The 18,487-nt window shown below is 71.3% G+C and carries 13 protein-coding genes; 9 read left to right on the top strand and 4 right to left on the bottom strand.

The annotated features are described in order from the left end of the window. The first annotated feature begins 22 nt into the window (after positions 1-22). Positions 23-1,786: an ABC transporter transmembrane domain-containing protein gene (locus tag R9Z33_RS11625; protein WP_318651453.1), complete on the top strand. Its 1,764-nt coding sequence runs from the start codon at positions 23-25 to the stop codon at positions 1,784-1,786. A 3-nt stretch (positions 1,787-1,789) separates the two neighbouring features. On the opposite strand, the gene R9Z33_RS11620 is transcribed toward R9Z33_RS11625, so the two are convergent. Beyond that, complete coding sequence (locus tag R9Z33_RS11620) at positions 1,790-3,115, bottom strand: MmgE/PrpD family protein (RefSeq protein ID WP_318651452.1); 1,326 nt, start codon at positions 3,113-3,115, stop codon at positions 1,790-1,792. Between the two features lie 158 nt (positions 3,116-3,273). On the opposite strand from R9Z33_RS11620, the gene R9Z33_RS11615 reads away from it, so the two are divergent. The 7 genes from R9Z33_RS11615 (at position 3,274) to R9Z33_RS11585 (ending at position 10,073) form a co-directional block, all read left to right on the top strand. Continuing rightward, entirely contained in the window at positions 3,274-4,068 is a 795-nt protein-coding gene (locus R9Z33_RS11615) for an SDR family NAD(P)-dependent oxidoreductase (protein ID WP_318651451.1), read from the top strand. Positions 4,069-4,102: 34 nt separating this feature from the next. After that, entirely contained in the window at positions 4,103-5,062 is a 960-nt protein-coding gene (locus R9Z33_RS11610) for a Bug family tripartite tricarboxylate transporter substrate binding protein (RefSeq protein ID WP_318651645.1), read from the top strand. A gap of 166 nt (positions 5,063-5,228) precedes the next feature. After that, positions 5,229-6,245 carry a LacI family DNA-binding transcriptional regulator gene (locus R9Z33_RS11605; protein ID WP_318651450.1) on the top strand — a complete coding sequence of 339 codons (1,017 nt, stop codon included), beginning with the start codon at positions 5,229-5,231 and terminating at the stop codon, positions 6,243-6,245. After that, positions 6,188-7,207 (top strand): NAD(P)-dependent oxidoreductase, encoded by a 1,020-nt coding sequence (locus R9Z33_RS11600; protein ID WP_318651644.1) that lies wholly within the window; start codon positions 6,188-6,190, stop codon positions 7,205-7,207. The genes R9Z33_RS11605 and R9Z33_RS11600 overlap by 58 nt, the downstream gene beginning before the upstream one ends. Then, a complete protein-coding gene (locus R9Z33_RS11595; protein WP_318651449.1) occupies positions 7,204-7,989 on the top strand; it encodes an N-acyl homoserine lactonase family protein in 786 nt (261 codons plus the stop codon). The genes R9Z33_RS11600 and R9Z33_RS11595 overlap by 4 nt, the downstream gene beginning before the upstream one ends. An 83-nt stretch (positions 7,990-8,072) precedes the next feature. Next, entirely contained in the window at positions 8,073-9,047 is a 975-nt protein-coding gene (locus tag R9Z33_RS11590; protein WP_318651448.1) for a Bug family tripartite tricarboxylate transporter substrate binding protein, read from the top strand. A gap of 60 nt (positions 9,048-9,107) precedes the next feature. Further along, positions 9,108-10,073, top strand: a complete 966-nt coding sequence (locus R9Z33_RS11585; RefSeq protein ID WP_318651447.1) for a Bug family tripartite tricarboxylate transporter substrate binding protein — start codon at positions 9,108-9,110, stop codon at positions 10,071-10,073. A 24-nt stretch (positions 10,074-10,097) separates the two neighbouring features. Here R9Z33_RS11585 and R9Z33_RS11580 read toward each other — a convergent pair whose 3' ends face one another. After that, a complete protein-coding gene (locus tag R9Z33_RS11580) occupies positions 10,098-10,811 on the bottom strand; it encodes a LytR/AlgR family response regulator transcription factor (protein WP_318651446.1) in 714 nt (237 codons plus the stop codon). Next, positions 10,796-11,878 (bottom strand): sensor histidine kinase, encoded by a 1,083-nt coding sequence (locus R9Z33_RS11575; RefSeq protein ID WP_318651445.1) that lies wholly within the window; start codon positions 11,876-11,878, stop codon positions 10,796-10,798. Before R9Z33_RS11575 ends, R9Z33_RS11580 begins: the two co-directional genes overlap by 16 nt. Positions 11,879-12,113: 235 nt before the next feature. On the opposite strand from R9Z33_RS11575, the gene R9Z33_RS11570 reads away from it, so the two are divergent. Further along, positions 12,114-18,005, top strand: a complete 5,892-nt coding sequence (locus R9Z33_RS11570; RefSeq protein WP_318651444.1) for a Calx-beta domain-containing protein — start codon at positions 12,114-12,116, stop codon at positions 18,003-18,005. Positions 18,006-18,049: 44 nt separating this feature from the next. Here R9Z33_RS11570 and R9Z33_RS11565 read toward each other — a convergent pair whose 3' ends face one another. Next, positions 18,050-18,361: a hypothetical protein gene (locus tag R9Z33_RS11565; protein WP_318651443.1), complete on the bottom strand. Its 312-nt coding sequence runs from the start codon at positions 18,359-18,361 to the stop codon at positions 18,050-18,052. Positions 18,362-18,487 lie beyond the last annotated feature (126 nt).

Genomic DNA, 18,487 nt, shown 5'->3' with positions numbered 1-18,487 from the left:
TTTGTGCGATGCTGCGCCCCGCATGCCCGAACCCGCCTCCCGCCGCCGCAACATCGCCTCGCTCGGCGTGCTTCTCCCCTATCTGCGGCCCTATGCCGGGCGGACCGCGGCGGCGGCGGCGGCGCTGGTCATCGCGGCGGGGCTGGTCCTGATGCTGGGCCAGGGGCTGCAACGGCTGATCGACCAGGGCTTCGGCGACCGCAGCGCGGCCAGCCTGAACAGCGCGGCCCTCTTCATGTTCGCCGTGGTCGCGGCGCTCGGCGTGGCCACGGCCACGCGCTTCTACCTGGTCTCCTGGCTCGGCGAGCGCGTCGCGGCCGATCTGCGCCGCGCCGTCTTCGACCACGTGATCACCCTCTCCCCCACCTATTTCGAGACCGCGCGCACCGGCGACATCCTCAGCCGGATGACGGCCGACATCGCGCTGCTGCAGGCGCTGATCGGCTCGGCCATCTCCATGGGCCTGCGCACGGCGCTGACGGCGACCGGCGCGCTCGCCTTGCTGATCATGACCAGCCCCAAGCTCGCGGGCATCGTCGTCGTCGTGGTGCCGCTGGTGGTGGGGCCGCTCGTGCTCTTCGGCCGGCGGGAGCGTCGGCTCTCCAAGGCGGCGCAGGAGCGCGTGGCGGACCTGGCCGCGACGGCGGAGGAGACGCTGAACGGCCTGCGCATCGTCCAGGCCTTCACCCATGAGGCGGAGGACCGCCGCCGCTTCGCGGCCGAGGTGGAGCAATCCGTGGGTGCGGCGCTGCGCCGCGTCGCCTCCCGCGCGCTGCTGATCCTGATCGTCATCCTGCTCTGCTTCGGCGCCATCACCTTCAGCCTCTGGGTGGGCGGGCAGGATGTGATCGCGGGGCGGATGACGGGCGGGCAGCTCTCGGCCTTCGTCTTCTACGCCGTGCTGCTGGCCAGCAGCGGCGCCACGATCAGCGAGCTCTGGGGCGAGATCCAGCGCGCCGCCGCCGCGGCCGACCGGCTGGTGGAGGTGATCGAGACGCGCCCCGACATCGCCCCCCCGGCCGCACCCCGGCCCCTGCCCGACCCCCCGGAGGGCCGCTTCGCCTTCGAGGAGGTCACCTTCCGCTACCCCACGCGGCCCGATGCGGCGGCGCTGGACGGCTTCTCGCTCGCGGTGGCGCCGGGCGAGACGGTGGCGCTGGTCGGCCCCTCGGGGGCGGGCAAGACGAGCGTGCTGCAATTGCTGCTGCGCTTCTACGACCCCGCCGCCGGCCGCGTGACGCTGGATGGCGTGGACCTGCGCGACCTCGACCCCGCCACGCTGCGCGCGCGCCTGGCACTCGTCCCGCAAGACCCCGTGATCTTCAGCCTGAGTGCGGCCGAGAACATCCGCTACGGCCGCCCCGATGCGAGCGATGCCGAGGTGGAGGAAGCCGCCCGCGCGGCGGCGGCGCATGACTTCATCATGGCGCTGCCGCAGGGCTACGCCTCCTCGCTCGGCGCGCGCGGCGTGATGCTCTCGGGCGGGCAGCGGCAGCGCATCGCCATCGCGCGCGCCATCCTGCGCGACCCGCCCATCCTGCTGCTGGACGAAGCGACGAGCGCGCTGGACGCGGAATCCGAGCAGGCGGTGCAGCAGGCGCTGGCCCGCCTCGCCCAGGGGCGGACCACGCTGGTGGTGGCGCATCGCCTCGCCACCGTGCGCCGGGCCGACCGCATCGTGGTGATGGAGGGCGGGCGGATCACCGCGATGGGCACGCATGACGCGCTGGTGGCCGAGGGTGGCCTCTATGCCCGCCTGGCCGCGCTGCAATTCGACACGGACTGACGCTCAGCCCAGCAGCGCCATCAGCCCGGCCGTGTTCGCGCTGCCTTCCAGGCCCCGCAGCGCCGCCACCAGCGCATCGCCGCGCGGCGCGAAGCCGCCGATCGCGAGGTTGTCGCGCAGCTTCGCCTCCAGCGCGGCGTCGCTCATCGGGTTCGCCTCGCTGCCCGTGGGGTGCTCGACCAGCACCACCTGGCGCGTGCCGTCGCGCCGCGTCGCGGTCAGGCGAGCCGCGCCGCGCGGCAGGCCGGCGTTGAGCCGCGCCTCGACGCGGGCGCGCATGGCAGCGAGTGCGGGGTCCTCCACCGCCGGCTGCTCGAACTCCGCGACGCCGGCCCGCTGGCGCACCAGCCCCAGCGCCACGGCGTGGTGGATGCTGACGCGGGAATCGCCGCCGGTCCGCACCAGGCGGTCGCCGCGCTCCAGCAGCAGGGCATCGCCCTCCACCAGCACATGCGCCACCGCCTCGGCGGGGCCCGCGAGCTGCATGGCCGCCTCGATCACCGCGTGGAAGACGATGCCGGCGGGATAGGGCTTGTAGGTGATGCGAAGCGCCTCCCACCGCGCGCCGAGATCGGCCGCCATGGCAGCGACATCCGGCACGTCGCCCATGGCGCGCGCCCAGCCGTTGCGGCCCTCGATGGCGGTGGGCGCGGCCTCCCAGCCGGCCTCGGCCAGCAGCGCGGCCAGCAGGCCATTGCGGGCGGCATTGCCCATGCTGGCGTTCTTCCCGGCATTGGGCAGGTTCTCGATGATGCCGGAGGATTGGCTGGCGGCCAGGCCCAGCGCATGCGCCGTACGCGCGGCATCCAGCCCGATGAGCTTCGCCGCCGCCGCCGCCGCGCCGAAGACGCCGGTGGTGGAGGTGATGTGCCAGCCGCGGTCGTAATGCCCGGGCGCCACGCCGAGGCCGATGCGGCATTCCACCTCCATGCCCAGCAGCAGCGCCTCCAGCACCGCCCGGCCGGAGAGCCCGCGCTGCTCGGCCAGGGCGAGCGCCACCGGCGCCACGGGGGCCGCGGGGTGGATCACGGTCGCCAGATGCGTGTCGTCATAATCGAGCAGGTTGCCCGCGATGCAGTTGACGAAGGCGGCCGACATCGGGTCGAGTTTCACGCCCTGGCCAAAGACGGTGGCGGTGGCGGGGCCGGAAAAGGGGCGCAGCGCGGCCAACGCGCCCCGCACCACCGGGCTTTGCGCCACACCGAGCGCGCAGCTGACATGGTTGAGCAGCGCGCGCGGTGCCTCACGGCGGATCTCGGACGGGATGCGGTCCCAGGCGGCCTCGGCCACGAAGCGGCCCAATGCGACGGCGACGGGGGGCTGGCTCATGGCGCGCTCGCCGCGCGGCGGGGTGCGGGGGGCTGCTGGATCGGATGTGGCAAGGCGGGGCCTCCGGATTTTTGGTAACGCTAACCAGCGGCGGCAGGTGCGACAAGCCGTTCACTCCTTGCTTGCGGGCGGCGAAGTGACGCGCTTATCTCGCAACCGTGATACCGATCTCAGAAAAGCGGATCCTCGCCGGGCGCCGCGCCCTCGTCACCGGCTCCACCGGCGGCATCGGCCTCGCCGTGGCCGAGGCCCTCGCCGCCCAGGGCTGTGACGTCGTGCTGCATGGCCTGGCCGAGGAGGCCGAGGGGGCCGCCTGCGCCGAGGGCGTGGCACGGCGCCACGGCGTCTCGGCACGCTATCTCCGCGCCGACCTCGCCGCGCCCTCCGCCGTCGCCGCCCTGGCGGAAGGCGCGGGCGCCGTGGACGTGCTGGTGAACAACGCAGCGACCCGCCATTTCGGCCCCGTCGAGGCGACGCGGCCCGAGGATTGGGAGGCCGACCTCGCCACCAACCTCTCCGCTCCCTTCCACCTGATCCGGCTGCTGCTGCCCGGCATGCGCGCGCGGGACTGGGGGCGCATCATCAACATGTCCTCGATCTACGGCCTGGTCGGCGCCACGGATCGCGTGGGCTATGTCGTCACCAAGACCGCGCTGATCGGCCTGACGCGCGCGGTCGCGCTGGAGACGGCGGGCACCGGCATCACCTGCAACGCCCTCTGCCCCGGCTCGACGCTGACGCCCAATATCGAGGGGCGCGTGCGGGCGCTGGCGGCTGAGCAGGGGCTGGACGAGGCGGCGGCGGCGCGGCGCTTCCTGGCGGGCAAGCAGCCCTCGGGCCGCTTCGTCGAGGCGGCGGCGGTGGGCGGCTTCGTCGCCTTCCTCTGCGGGCCGCAGGGGAATTCCATGACCGGCGCCGCGCTGCCCATGGATGGCGGCTGGTCCGCCGCGTAGCCAGAAGAACAACACGGGAGGATTGACCATGGTGATGCCGATACCCCGCCGCGCGGCCCTGCTGGGCGGCGCCATGCTCGCGACGCCGGCGCTGGCGCAGGATTTCCCGACGCGCCCGGTTCGCATGCTGGTCACCTGGCCGCCGGGCGGCACGACGGACATCCTGGCGCGCCAGTTCCAGCCGCGCCTCGCCGCGCTGCTGGGCCAGCCGGTGGTGGTGGAGAACCGGGGCGGCGCCTCGGGCGCCATCGGGGCGGCGGAAATGGCGCGGATGAACCCGGATGGCCATGCCTTCGGCATGGTCACCTCCACCGTGATCTCGGCGGCACTGCTGACGCGCCAGCCCTATGATCCGGTGCGGGACCTCGCCCCCATCATCAACCTCGCGCGCGTCGCCAACATCCTCGTCGTGCATCCCTCGCTGCCGGTGCGCAACGTGCCGGAGCTGATCGCGCTCGCCCGCGCTCGGCCGGGGGCGCTGACCTTCGGCTCGCCCGGCATCGGCTCGGCCGTGCACATCTCGGGGGAGATGTTCAAGCTCGCAGCGCAGGTGGACATGGTGCACGCGCCCTATCGCGGCGGCGGCCCGGCCCTGGCGGATCTGGTGAGCGGGCATATCCAGCTGATGTTCGGCAATGCCTCCTCCACCCTGCCCTTCGTGCGGGACGGCTCGCTGCGCGCCATCGCCGTCACCTCGGCGAGCCGCGCGGCCTATCTGCCGAATGTGCCGACGGTGGCCGAACAGGGCCTGCCCGGCTTCGCCATCGAGGAATGGTATGCCTGCCTCGGCCCGGCGGGGATGAATCCGCGGGCGGTGGAGCGCATCAACGCCGCCTTCAACACCGTGATCGCCGAGCCCAGCGAGCGCGCGCGCCTGCTCGAGATGGGGGCCGAGGTGGTGGGTGGCAGCGCCGAGGAATTCGGCCGCTTCTATCGCGAGGAGGTGGAGAAGATCGCGCGCGTCGTGCGGGACGCACGCATTCGAGTTGAGTAGCGGGACGCACGCATTCGAGTTGAGGAGCGGGACGCACGCATCCGAGTTGAGGAGCGGGACGCACGCATTCGAGTTGAGTAGCGGGACGCACGCATCCGAGTTGAGGAGCGGGACGCGCGCGTTCGGGTCGCGGAGCGCGATGCGCGCAATCTAGTGGAGTGGCCGCATGGATGACATGACCGAACCGCGCTCCGGCCCGCGCATGCGCGACGTGGCGCGCGCGGCCGGCGTCTCCGCCATGAGCGTCTCGCGCGTGCTGCGCGAACCGGCCCTCGTCTCGCCCGAATTGCGCGCGCGCGTCGAAGCCGCGGTGCGCGAGGTGGGCTATGTGCCCAATCGCCTCGCCGGGTCGCTCTCCTCCCGCCGGTCGGAGGTGGTGGGGCTGGTCGTCCCCTCGCTGGAGAATTCGCTCTTCGCCGCGACGGTGAAGGGCATTTCCGACGTGCTGCGCCGCGCGGGCTTCCAGCTGATGATCGCCGATTCCGGCTATGGGCCCGAGGCGGAGGAAGCGGCGATCCGCGCCTTCCTCGGGCAGCGCGTGGCGGGCCTCATCCTGCATGACACGCTGCACACCGAGGGCACGGTGCAGATGATCCGCCGCGCCGGCGTGCCGGTGGTGGAGAACGGCACGCTGACCGAGACGCCGCTCGACATGGTCGTCTCCTACTCCAACCGCGAGGCGGCGCGGGCGATGACGCGGCATCTGGCGCGGCTCGGCTACCGGCGCATCGCGCTCGTCACCCTGCCGGCCGGCGTGAATGCCCGCTCGCGCGACCGGCGCCTGGGTTTCCAGGAGGCGCTGGCGGAGCTGGGCCTGCCGCTCGATCCGCGCTGGATGCTGGAAATGCCCCCCGGCCTCGCCTCGGGCGCCGAGGCGGTGGCGCGGCTGATGGAGGGCGAGGCGCCGGACGCCATCTTCTTTGCGGGCGATGTGCTGGCGGCGGGCGCGCTGCTCGAATGCCAGCGCCGCGGCTGGGCGGTGCCCGGCCGGGTCGCCATCGCCGCCTTCGACAATGTGGACTTGCTGGCGCACATGAACCCGCCCGTCACCACGCTGCACCTGCCGCGGCACGAGATCGGCACGCGCTCGGCGCAGATGCTGCTGGACCGGCTGGCGCGCCGGCAATCGGGGCCGGCGACGGTGGATCTGCGCTTCGAGATCATCCAGCGCGCCAGCACCTGAACACCCCCTTCACCGCGGGCCTGATACCGGTATCATCGCCGCAACATAAAGGGAGGAACGCCATGCAGGACCAGGTGATCGGCTTTGTCGGGTTGGGCCAGATGGGGCGGCCCATGGCGGGCCGCCTGCTGGAGGCGGGCCATGCCGTGGTGGTCTATGACCGCGTGCCGGAAGCGGTGGAGGCGCTGGTCGCGCTCGGCGCCCAGGCGGCATCCAGCATCCGCGAGGTGGCGGACCGCGCCGATGTCGTCTTCGTCAGCCTGCCGACACCCGCCATCGTGCGCGAGGTGGCGATCGGCCCCGGCGGCGTGATCGAGGGACAGCGGGCGCGCACGCTGGTGGATTTCTCGACCACCGGCCCCCGCGTGGCGGGCGAGCTGCACGAGGCCTTCGGGAAGCTCGGCCGCAGCGTGCTGGACGCGCCGGTCAGCGGCGGCCGCTCGGGTGCGGCGGCCGGCACACTCGCCGTCATGGTCTCGGGCCCGCGCGAGCGCTACGACGCGCTGGAGGCGGTGTTCAAGATCGTGGGCCGGCCCTTCTTCTGTGGCGAGCAGCCGGGCGCCGCGCAGGTCATGAAGCTCTGCAACAACCTGCTCGCCGCCGCCACCCTCGTCGTTTCCTCGGAAGCCATCGCGATGGGCGTCAAGGCCGGGCTCGACCCCAAGCTGATGTGCGAGGTGATCAACGTCTCCTCCGGCCGCAACAGCGCGACGCAGGACAAGTTCCCCAAGGCGATCATCCCGCGCAGCTTCGATTTCGGCTTCGCCATCGGCCTTTCGCACAAGGATGTGCGGCTCTGCGTGGACGAGGCGGAGGCGATGGGCATCCCCATGGTGGTGGGCAGCGCGGTGCGGCAGATGCTCGCCGTCACCAGCGCCAAGTTCGGCCCGGAGAGCGACTTCACCAATGTCGCCCGCGTCGTCGAGGAATGGGCGGGCGTCACCATCGGGGGCAAGGCATGAGCTGGGAGGTCTATGCGCTGCGCTATGCGCGGCGCGATGCCACCGCCGCGCAGCACTTCATCGGCGGCGACCCGCATGACGGGCCGATGCCCATGGACTACTTCGTCTGGGCCTGCGTGAAGGATGGCCGCGCGGTCATCGTGGATACGGGCTTCACCGCCGAGGTGGCGGCGAAGCGCAAGCGCGAATGGCTGCGCTGCCCGGTCGAATCGCTCCGCCTGCTCGGCATCGCGCCCGAGGCGGTGGAGGATGTGGTGCTGACCCACCTCCACTACGACCATGTGGGTTCCTTCCACCTCTTCCCCCGCGCGCGCTTCCACCTGCGCGAGCCGGAGATGCAGTACGCGACCGGCCGCTACATGCGGCACGCGCACCTCGCCCACTCCTTCGAGGTGGAGGATGTGGTCGGCATCGTGCGGATGAACTTCGCCGGCCGCGTCGCCTTCCATGACGGCGTGGTGGAGCCCTGGCCGGGCCTGAAGCTGCACCCGACGGGCGGGCATTCGGCCGGGCTGCAATTCGTCTCGGTCGAGACCGCGCGCGGGCGGGTCGTGCTCGCCTCCGACGTCACGCATTTCTACGCGAACCTGGAGCAGGGCCGCCCCTTCAGCACCGCCTTCCATGTGGGCGAGATGCTGGAAGGCTTCGACCGGCTGCGCGCGGTGGCCGACAGCGAGGCGCATATCGTCCCGGGCCATGATCCGCTGGTCATGGCGCGCTACCCCGCGGTGCGGCCCGAGCTGGAGGGGATCGCCGTCCGGCTCGACCGGCCACCCGCCTGACACCCGAAGCCCGGCCGCCTCGGCTGGGATCGCTACCACGGCCAGACCGAACAACCGGCGGCCCTTCCTGGGAGGATAGAACCATGACCCGTTTCACCACCAGCCGCCGCGCGCTGCTCGGCGCCGGCGCGCTCCTGCCCGCACTCGCCAGCCCCGCGCTCGCCTTCCCCGACCAGACGGTGCGCGTCATCGTCCCCTGGAATGCGGGCGGCCTCGCCGATGTCGTGATGCGCGCCATCGCCCCCGTCATGACGGCCTCGCTCGGCCAGCCCGTGGTGATCGAGAACCGCGCGGGCGCCAATGGCGCGGTCGGCACCCAGGCGGTGGCGCAGGCGCGCGGCGACGGGCACACGCTCATCCTGGCCAATGCCGAGACGCATGCGATCAACCCGCTGGTCTATCCGCGCCTCGCCTATGACCCGGTGGCCGACTTCACGCCGGTCACCATCTTCGCGCGCGGCCCCTTCGTGCTGATCACCCGCCCGGGCCTGGGTGCAACGGACCTCAACGCCTTCCTCGCCATGGCGCGGGCGCGGCGCGGCCAGCTCACCTTCGCCTCCTGGGGCATCGGCTCCACCTCGCATCTCGCGATGGAGCGCCTGATGCGCTCGACCGGGATCGAGCTGCTGCATGTGCCCTTCACCGGCGCCGCCCCCGCCTCCACCGCCATCCTGGGCGGCCAGGTGGATGTGATGTTCCTGAACGCCGGCCCGGCCGAGGCCATCGCGCGCGATGGCCGCGCGCGCATCCTGGGCCTGGGCGCCACCGAGCGGCTGGCCCTGCTGCCCAATGTGCCGACCATGGCCGAGCTCGGCACGCCGGTGGAGGCGGCCAATTGGTTCGGCCTGCTCGGCCCCGCGCGCATGCCCGCCGCCGCCGCCCAGCGCCTCTCCGCCGTGGCGGGCGAGGCGGTGCGCCAACCGGCCGTGCAGGAGATCTTCCGCACCCAGGCCGCGATCCCGGTGATGATGACGCCCGAGGAGACCGGCCGCTTCATCGCCGCCGACCGGGAGCGCTGGAACCTCGTGGTGCGCGACCTGAACATCCGCCTCGAATAGCGCGGTGGACAGGCGCGGCCGGTGCGTGACAGCCTTCCGGCAATATTCGGGAGGATGATCATGCAACGCCGCGCCCTCATGCTGGCCGCACCCACGCTCGCGCTCACCGGCGGCCTCGCCCGGGCGCAAGCCTGGCCCGCGCGCCCGGTTCGCTTCGTCGTCGGCTTCGCGGCCGGCGGGGCCAATGACATCGTCGCGCGCCTGCTGGCGCAGAAGCTGGCCGAGCGGATCCCCGGCAGCAGCTTCATCGTGGAGAACCGGCCGGGTGCCAGCACGGTGGTGGCGGCCGACCACGTGGCGCGCTCCGCGCCCGACGGCACCACCTTCTTCTACACCTCGCCCTCCACGCAGATCGCGATCCTGGTGAACCGCACCACGACGCTCGACCCCATGCAGGCGCTGCTCCCGGTGGTGATGGCGCAGTCGGCGCCGCTCGCCCTCGTCTCGCGCCCGGATTTCCCGGCGCGCACCGTGCCGGAATTCCTGGCCCTCGCCCGCGAGCGCGGGGCACGGCTGACCATCTCCAACCCCGGCACGGGGGCGGTGAACCACCTCGCCATGGCGCTGCTCATGCGGCGCACCGGCATCGAGCCAACGCTCGTGCCCTATTCGGGCAACCAGCCCTCCATCACCGCGCTGATCCGCGGCGAGGTGGATCTCGCGCATGACGGGCTCTTCACGCCGCGCGCGCAATTGCAGGAGGGCACGCTGCGCGCCATCGCGGTCACCACCGCCCAGCGCTCGCCGCTCTATCCCGACGTGCCGGCCTTCGCCGAGACGCTGCCCGGCTATGATGTCGGCTTCTGGGGCGGGCTGCTGGCACCGCGCGGCACGCCCGACCCGATCCTGGACCGCCTGGCCGAGGAGGTGGGCGCGATCCTCGCGCAGCCCGACGTGATCACCCGCATCCGCGGCTTCGGCGCCGAGCCCGCCAGCGGTGGCCGCGCCGCCTTCGCACGCGTCTATGCGTCCGACTGGGAGAAATGGAGCCAGGTGGTGCGCGAGAACGACATCCGCCCGGGCTGAGCGCCCCGCCTCACCCGGCGCGCCTCACCCCGCGCGCCCGGCGAGCGCGCCTCGCAGCCGTGCGGCGGCGACGCGGCCCAGCGGCAGCCGCGCCTCCAGCCCCTCCATTGTCACATGCGCGAGGTTGCGCCCCTCGGCCTCCACCCGCCGCACGCGCTGGAGGTTGAGCAGCAGGGACCGCCCGGCGCGCAGGAAGGGCGGCGCGGGCAGCAGCGTCTCGAAATGGCTGAGCGTGCGCAGGATCAGCAGCGCCGGCTGATCGGCGAGGTGGACGCGCGTGAAATCCCCCTCGGCCGAGAGCGCCACCAATTCGCCGGGGTCGGCGAAGATGGTGCGGCTCGGCATCCGCAATTCCACGGCGGGGCCGAGCGGCGCCGGGGCCGGGGCGATCTGGCGTGCAACACGGGCCAGCGCCGCGGCCAGGCGCTCGGGCAGCACCGGCTTCAGAAGGTAGTCCGCCGCCTCCACCGCGAAGGCCTGCACCGCATGCTGCGGATGGGCGGTCACGAAGATCACGCGCGGCGCCGGGGTGACGCGGGCCAGCACGTCGAAGCCGTCCCCCGCGCCCAGTTCGATGTCGAGCAGCACGAGGTCGGGCCGCGTGCGGGCGATGGCCTCCACGGCGGTGGCGAGGCTGTCGGCCGTCGCCACCACCTCCACCTCGGGATGGGCGAGCAGCAGGCGCCGCAGGGCGCGGATCGCCAGCGGCTCGTCATCCACGATCACGGCGCGGAGCATGGCGCCCCCTCCAGCGTCAGGCGCGCCACCACCTCGCCCCCCTCCTGCGCGAGGTCGAAGCGGTGGCGGCCGGGGTAGTGCAGCGCGAGGCGGCGGCGGATATTCGCGAGCCCGATGCCGGTGCGGCTGCCGGCCGGCGTGGCGGCGGCCAGCGTGCCCGTATTCGCGACGCGGATCTCCAGCGCCTCCCCCGCGGCGCGGATCTCGACCGCGACCTCGAGCCGCGGTTCGCGCGTGCCGTGCTTGAAGGCGTTCTCCGCCAGGGGCTGGAGCAGGAAGCTCGGGATGGGGCGCTGGCCGGCCGCCGCGTCGAAGGCGACCTGCGCCGTGAGCCGCGCGCCGAAGCGCGCCTCCTGCACGCGCAGATAGGAAGCGAGCGCCCCGGCCTCATCCGCCACGGTGGCGATGGTGACGTCCATCCCGGTCAATGATTGCCGCAGGAAGGTCGAGAGGTCGCGCAGCATGGCGAGGGCGGCCGCGGGGTGCTCGGGGATCTCCTCGCCGATGCCGTTCAGGGCGTTGAACAGGAAATGCGGGTCGAGCTGCAGGCGCAGGCGCTGCAATTCCGTCCGCAGCGCCTGGGCCTCGGCCTCGATGGCGCGCTCCGCCTCGGCCTGGCGGGCGATCTCCGCCTTGATCCAGAAGCAGAGCAGGCTCCAGATCGTGAAGATCAGGAAGAAATGGACCAGGACGATGAGCACCGCTTCCCGCGGCGCCCAGTCGGCCATGCCGACATCGAGCAGGTCCCGGATCTGGGAGCCGACGGCCGCCACGACGCTGGCGGCGGCGAGGCTGAGGCCCAGGATCCAGGGCAGCGCGCGCCAGGTGATGCGCCCCTCGAAGCCCAGCCGGTCATAGGCGAGGAAGAGCCCGCCCGCGAGCGGGAGGATCAGCGGATCGATCACCAGCGAGACGCCGATGGCGATCCACGGGTCATCATAGACGCGCAGCCGGGTCATGACGTCGAGGAAGGCGAAGACGCCCCAGCCCGCGGCGACCACGCGCCAGAGACCAGGGCGGCGCACCCAGCTCCCCTGGGGCATGTCGCGTGACGACTGGTCCGGCATCGCGCCTCTCCTCAGGGTCTCGGGCCCGGGCGCCCGGGACGACCTCCGCATTAGAGCATGATCCGGGCGGGTGGAATCACCAGCTCCGCGATTCCCTCCCCCGGCCGGGTCGTGCCGGCGCTGTCCGCCTCGCCGAGTTTCCTGCCCGCTTCGCCGATTGGCGGCCCGCCCGGCGGCGGCATGGGGCGATACCGGTGCTAACCGCCCGCGACATAGCCTGCATAGGAGCTCGACCATGGCCACCGAAGGACGCATCTTCGCCGTCACCACCAGCGGCGCCGACATCACCGGTTTCGACCCGGCGCGCGACAAGCTCGATTTCGGCGGCGTCTCCGTACACAACTTCATCGTCGTGGACACGGCCACCGGCGTTGGCTTCATGGACCCCTGGTCGGGCGAGACGATCATCATCCAGGGGGTCTCGCTCGGCCAGCTCACGATCGACAGCTTCACGCCGATCGAGAACGACCACCTGCGCCAATGCCTCAGCGGCGCGCTCGCCTGGGAGCAGGGCGTGACGCCGGCCCCCAACACCGTCTATGCGCGCTCGCACGAGCTCGGGCAGATCGACAAGGTCGCCTTCAACCCGGCCACCGACAAGGTGGATTTCCGCTTCTACGGCTCGCGCGAGCAGATCTCGATGACCGATGGCGCGGAGGGCGTCATCATCGCCAATGCCGGCACCGGCCAGGCGCTGATCCTGCTGGGCGTGACCAAGGCGCAGCTCAGCGCCACCAACTTCATCTTCTATCCGGCGGAGGTGCGGGAGGACCGCGTGCATCTCCAGCTCGGCCTCACCATCGTGCCGGACAGCCAGGTGGTGCCGCAGGGCTTGCCGGTGGCCGGCACCAATGCCTGGCCCACCGGCGTCGGCAATGGCAGCCCGCCCAGCGGCCAGGAGGGCGAGACCTTCACCCTCGACTGGGACTACAACGTGGCCGCGCGGCTCGACTTCGACCCGGCGGCGGACAAGCTCGATTTCGGCTGGTTCAAGGCGCATGAGATCGAGATCGGCGAGGTGGCTGGCTCCACCGTCATCACCATCGTCGGCAACCGGCAAAGCTACACGCTCACCGGCGTGAGCCTGGGCGCGCTCGAGATGACGAACATCGTGGCGCGCGACCCGGCCCTGCGCGCCGAATGGCAGGCGGCGCTGGATGCCGCCCCCTCGCCGCCCACCATCTCCATCGGCGATGCCACGGTGACGGAGGGCGATGCCGGCACGGCGAACCTGGTCTTCACCGTGACGCTTTCCCAGGTGGCGACGAGCGAGGTGAGCGTCAGCTACACCACCCTGGCCGGCAGCGCGCGGGCGGGCGAGGATTTCACCTCCGCCGTCGGCACCGTGACCTTCGCGCCGGGCGAGCGCAGCAAGACCTTCAGCGTGCAGATCCTGGCCGACCGCGTCTCCGAACTGACGGAGACGATGACCGTCCAGCTTTCCGGCGCGCGTGGCGCGACGATCCTGGACGGCACCGCCACCGGCACCATCCGCGACAATGACGTGGATCCCTCCCCCGCCACGCCGCCCAGCATCACCATCACCGACTACAGCACGACGGAGGGCGATGCCGACCTCACGCATATGCGGATCGTGCTGACGCTCTCCAAGGCGTCCACCGAGACGGTCACGGTCCGGTATCGGACCGAGGATGTCACGGCGGTGGGCGATGTGGATTACGAGGTGCTGGATGGCATCGTGACCTTCGCGCCGGGCGAGACGCGGCAGACCATCCACGCCCATATCAATGGCGACCGGCTGGTGGAGGGGACGGAGACCTACCGCATCCTGCTCTCCAATCCGGTCAATGCGACCATCGCGGATGGCACGGGCATCGTCACCATCGTGAATGACGACACGGCGCCGGCGCTGCCCAGCCTTGCCATCGCGGATGCGACGATCACCGAGGGCAATTCGGGCACCAAGCTGCTGAACCTGACCGTCACGCTCTCCGCCGCGGCGAGCGGCCCGGTCACGGTGGGCTTCGCCACGGCGAACGGCACGGCGACGGCCGGCTCCGACTATAACGCCAGGACCGGCACCCTGACCTTCGCGGCGGGCGAGACCTCCAAGACCATCCAGGTCACCATCCAGGGCGACACCACGGTCGAGGGCAACGAGGCCTTCACGGTGAACCTGAGCAATGCCACGGGCGCCACCATCGCCGATGGCACGGCGACCGCCACCATCACCAATGACGATGTGGCGCCGCGGCTGCCCAGCCTCGCCATCGCGGATGCCACCATCACCGAGGGCAATTCCGGCACCAAGCTGCTGAACCTGACCGTCACGCTCTCCGAGGCCGCGAGCGGCCCGGTCACGGTGGGCTTCGCCACGGCGAATGGCACGGCGACGGCCGGCTCCGACTATACCGCCAGGACCGGCACCCTGACCTTCGCGGCGGGCGAGACCTCCAAGACCATCCAGGTCACCATCCAGGGCGACACCACGGTCGAGGGCAACGAAGCCTTCACGGTGAACCTGAGCAATGCGACAGGCGCCACCATCGCCGATGGCACGGCGACCGCCACCATCACCAATGACGATGTGGCGCCGCGGCTGCCCAGCCTCGCCATCGCGGATGCCACCATCACCGAGGGCAATTCCGGCACCAAGCTGCTGAACCTGACCGTCACGCTCTCCGAGGCCGCGAGCGGCCCGGTCACGGTGGGCTTCGCCACGGCGAATGGCACGGCGACGGCCGGCTCCGACTATACCGCCAGGACCGGCACCCTGACCTTCGCGGCGGGCGAGACCTCCAAGACCATCCAGGTCACCATCCAGGGCGACACCACGGTCGAGGGCAACGAAGCCTTCACGGTGAACCTGAGCAATGCCACGGGCGCCACCATCGCCGATGGCAACGCCACGGCCACCATCACCAATGACGATGTGGCGCCGCGGCTGCCCAGCCTCGCCATCGCGGATGCCACCATCACCGAGGGCAATTCGGGCACCAAGCTGCTGAACCTGACCGTCACGCTCTCCGAGGCCGCGAGCGGCCCGGTCACGGTGGGCTTCGCCACGGCGAATGGCACGGCGACGGCCGGCTCCGACTATACCGCCAGGACCGGCACCCTGACCTTCGCGGCGGGCGAGACCTCCAAGACCATCCAGGTCACCATCCAGGGCGACACCACGGTCGAGGGCAACGAAGCCTTCACGGTGAACCTGAGCAATGCCACGGGCGCCACCATCGCCGATGGCAACGCCACGGCCACCATCACCAATGACGACACGGCGCCCACGCCGGGCGGCTCCAGCCTGGCCTACAAGGTCAACAGCGACTGGGGGGCGGGCTTCACCGCCGCCATGACCGTCACCGCCGGCCCGGCGGCGCTGAACGGCTGGACGGCGGAATTCGACGCGCCCTTCACCATCACGAACATCTGGAATGCCGTGATCGTCAGCCATGTCGGCAACCACTATGTGATCCGCAACCAGAGCTACAACGGCAAGCTCGCGGCCGGCGGGGAGACAAGCTTCGGCTTCCAGGCCTCGGGCGGGCCGAGCGGTTCGGTGAGCGGGCTTATCCTGAACGGCGCCGCGACGCCCACCACGCCGAGCCTCTCGGTCGCCGATGCGAGCCTCGCCGAGGGCGCGAGCGGCACCAGCAACATGAGCTTCACCGTCACGCTCTCCGAGGCCAGCGCCACGCCGGTCACGGTCAATTTCGCGACCTCGGACGGCACGGCGACGGCGGGCTCGGACTACACCGCCAGGACCGGCAGCCTGACCTTCGCGGCGGGCGAGACGAGCAAGACCGTCACCGTTGCGGTGCGCGGCGATACGGCGGTGGAGGGCAATGAGACGCTGAACCTCACCCTCTCCGGCGCGCAGGGGGCGACGATCGGCGATGGCACGGCCATCGGCACCATCCGCAATGACGACGCGGCGCCGAGCGTCCCCGCGCTCTCGGTCGGCAATGCCTCGGTCGCGGAGGGCGCGAGCGGGACGGGCAGCCTCACCTTTACCGTCACGCTCTCCCAGGCCAGCGCCACGCCGGTCAGCGTGAATTTCGCGACCGCCAATGGCACCGCGACGGCCGGTTCGGATTATGCGGCGCGCAGCGGCACGCTGACCTTCGCGGCGGGCGAGACGAGCAAGACCGTCACCGTCACGGTCAATGGCGATACGGCGATGGAAGCGGATGAGACGCTGAGCCTCATCCTCTCCGCGCCCAGCGGCGCCACCATCCGCAATGGCACGGGCACCGGCACCATCCAGAATGACGACCTGCCGCGCATCACGGTGAGCGACGCATCCATCCAGGAGGGCGACCTCATCGCCACCACGGGCTGGCTCAGCACGCGCGGCAACCAGATCGTGGATTCGGCCGGCAACACCGTGCTGATCAGCGGCGTGAACTGGTTCGGCTTCGAGGGCACGAACATGTCCGCCAACGGGCTGTGGACACGCTCCTACAAGGAGATGATGCAGCAGATGGTGGATCTGGGCTTCAACACCATCCGCCTGCCCTTTTCGAGCGAGATGCTGGACGCGACCGGCCAGGCGCTCGGCATCGACTACAGCCAGAACCCCGACCTGCGCGGCCTGACGCCGCTGCAGGTGATGGACAAGATCGTCGAACATGCCGGCGAGATCGGCCTGCGGATCATCCTGGACCATCACCGCAACAATGCCGGCAATGGCGCGACGGAGAACGGGCTCTGGTACAATTCCCGCTACAGCGAGGCGGACTGGATCTCCGACTGGAAAATGCTCGCCGCCCGCTACGCCGATGACCCGACCGTGATCGGCGCCGACCTGCACAATGAGCCGCATAACGGCACCTGGGGCGGCGGCGGCGCGCGCGACTGGGCTGCGGCGGCCGAGCGCGCGGGCAATTCGATCGGCGAGGTGAACCCGAACTGGCTCATCTTCGTGGAGGGTGTCGGCAGCTACCAGGGCACGCCCTATTGGTGGGGCGGCAACCTGATGGGCGTGCGCGACCGGCCGATTGAGCTCGATGTCCCGGGCAAGCTTGTCTATTCGGCGCATGACTACCCGAACTCGATCTACGAGCAGCCCTGGTTCCAGGGGCCGGATTTCCCGGCCAACCTGCCCGCCAAGTTCGACCAGATGTGGGGCTACATCTTCAAGGAGGGGATCGCGCCCGTCTATATCGGCGAATTCGGCACGAAGCTGCAGGATCCGAAGGACGCCCCCTGGTTCGAGGCCATCACCTCCTACCTCTCGGGTGATTTCGACAACAACGGCACGAATGACCTGGCGCCCGGCCAGCAGGGCATCAGCTGGACCTATTGGTCCTGGAACCCGAATTCGGGTGACACGGGCGGCATCCTGAAGGATGACTGGCGCAGCGTGCACGAGAACAAGATGGATTACCTGCGCCCCATCGCCTTCGAGCTGCTGGAGGATGCGGCGGGCGGCGCCATGGCGAGCTTCGAGGTGCGGCTCTCCGCCCCCGCCACCACCGCCGTCACGGTGGACTACGCGACCGTCGCCGGCACGGCCACCGATGCCGACTTCGTCGCGGCCTCGGGCACGCTCACCTTCGCGCCCGGCGAGCAGAGCAAGACCGTGAAGGTCGCGATCCGCGGCGATGCGCTGGACGAGGCGAATGAGGGCTTCAGCCTGGTGCTGAGCAACCCGCAGCGCGCCACCATCGCCGATGGCACGGGGGCGGGCACCATCATCGACGACGATCCGGCAGCCGGCGCCAATGGCCGCCTGGTCCTGGCCGGAACGGCGGGGGCGGATACGCTGACCGGCGGCGCGGGGGCGGACAGCCTTTCGGGCGGCGATGGGGCGGATTGGCTCACCGGCGGCGCGGGCGCCGATGTGCTGACCGGCGGCGCCGGGGCGGATCGCTTCTACTTCTCGACCGGCCTCGCAGGCACCGACCGCATCACGGATTTCAACGCGCTGGATGGCGGCGCGGCCGAGGGCGACCTGCTGGTCATCCAGGCGCCGGCGGTGGGCCGCTTCGCCTGGCTCGGCACCGGCTCCTTCACCGGCGGCAGCGACAACAGCGAGGCGCGCCTGCAGTCCGGCCAGGTGCTGGTGGATGTGAATGGCGACGGCACGGCCGAGATCACCATCGCGCTCACCGGCCTCACCACCGCGAGCCAGCTCTCGGCGAGCGACTTCCTGTTCGGCTGAGGCGATGGGCCGGGGCGCAGGTCGCGCCCCGGCCCGGGCCGCGCTCAGCGCGGGCAGGCGCTGCTCTGCACCACGGCGCTCATCGCGTTGATGGGCCGCGGCACGGCCGGCTGGCCCGGACGCACCACGCGATAGGTCAGGCGGAAGGTGCCGTCATTGCCGATCGGCACCAGCACCGCCTCGCAGGTGGTCATCCCGGCGGCGCGGGCCTGCTCCATGAGGATCTCGGCCACGCGGTCGGGCATGTAGTTGGCGGTGCCCTCGCCCTCGGCGCGGGCGGCGTGCGCGAGGCCGAGGGCGAGAAGGGCGAGGCCCGTGGAGAGCATCGCGCGCCGGAGGTTGGATGGGCTGGTCATGTCGTTGGCTCCTGCCTTGTTCTTCCTCAACCGAGGGGGGCCGGAGGGCCCCTGGGGCGAAGACTGCTCGCCCCCGCCCGGCGCCTTCTTGGAGATTCGCGCGGAACCATGTTGGCGGCATGCGGA

Origin of the sequence: Sediminicoccus rosea (genome assembly GCF_033547095.1) — a bacterium.
Lineage (GTDB): Bacteria > Pseudomonadota > Alphaproteobacteria > Acetobacterales > Acetobacteraceae > Roseococcus > Roseococcus rosea.
This window is presented reverse-complemented; position numbering and strand designations above follow the sequence as displayed.

Coding starts and splice junctions, on each gene's coding strand:
- R9Z33_RS11595 (WP_318651449.1), top strand. CDS start 7,204: ATGAGCTGGGAGGTCTATGCGCTGCGCTATGCGCGGCGCGATGCCACC.
- R9Z33_RS11590 (WP_318651448.1), top strand. CDS start 8,073: ATGACCCGTTTCACCACCAGCCGCCGCGCGCTGCTCGGCGCCGGCGCG.
- R9Z33_RS11580 (WP_318651446.1), bottom strand. CDS start 10,811: ATGCTCCGCGCCGTGATCGTGGATGACGAGCCGCTGGCGATCCGCGCC.
- R9Z33_RS11610 (WP_318651645.1), top strand. CDS start 4,103: ATGCCGATACCCCGCCGCGCGGCCCTGCTGGGCGGCGCCATGCTCGCG.
- R9Z33_RS11620 (WP_318651452.1), bottom strand. CDS start 3,115: ATGAGCCAGCCCCCCGTCGCCGTCGCATTGGGCCGCTTCGTGGCCGAG.
- R9Z33_RS11625 (WP_318651453.1), top strand. CDS start 23: ATGCCCGAACCCGCCTCCCGCCGCCGCAACATCGCCTCGCTCGGCGTG.
- R9Z33_RS11570 (WP_318651444.1), top strand. CDS start 12,114: ATGGCCACCGAAGGACGCATCTTCGCCGTCACCACCAGCGGCGCCGAC.
- R9Z33_RS11565 (WP_318651443.1), bottom strand. CDS start 18,361: ATGACCAGCCCATCCAACCTCCGGCGCGCGATGCTCTCCACGGGCCTC.
- R9Z33_RS11605 (WP_318651450.1), top strand. CDS start 5,229: ATGGATGACATGACCGAACCGCGCTCCGGCCCGCGCATGCGCGACGTG.
- R9Z33_RS11585 (WP_318651447.1), top strand. CDS start 9,108: ATGCAACGCCGCGCCCTCATGCTGGCCGCACCCACGCTCGCGCTCACC.
- R9Z33_RS11575 (WP_318651445.1), bottom strand. CDS start 11,878: ATGCCGGACCAGTCGTCACGCGACATGCCCCAGGGGAGCTGGGTGCGC.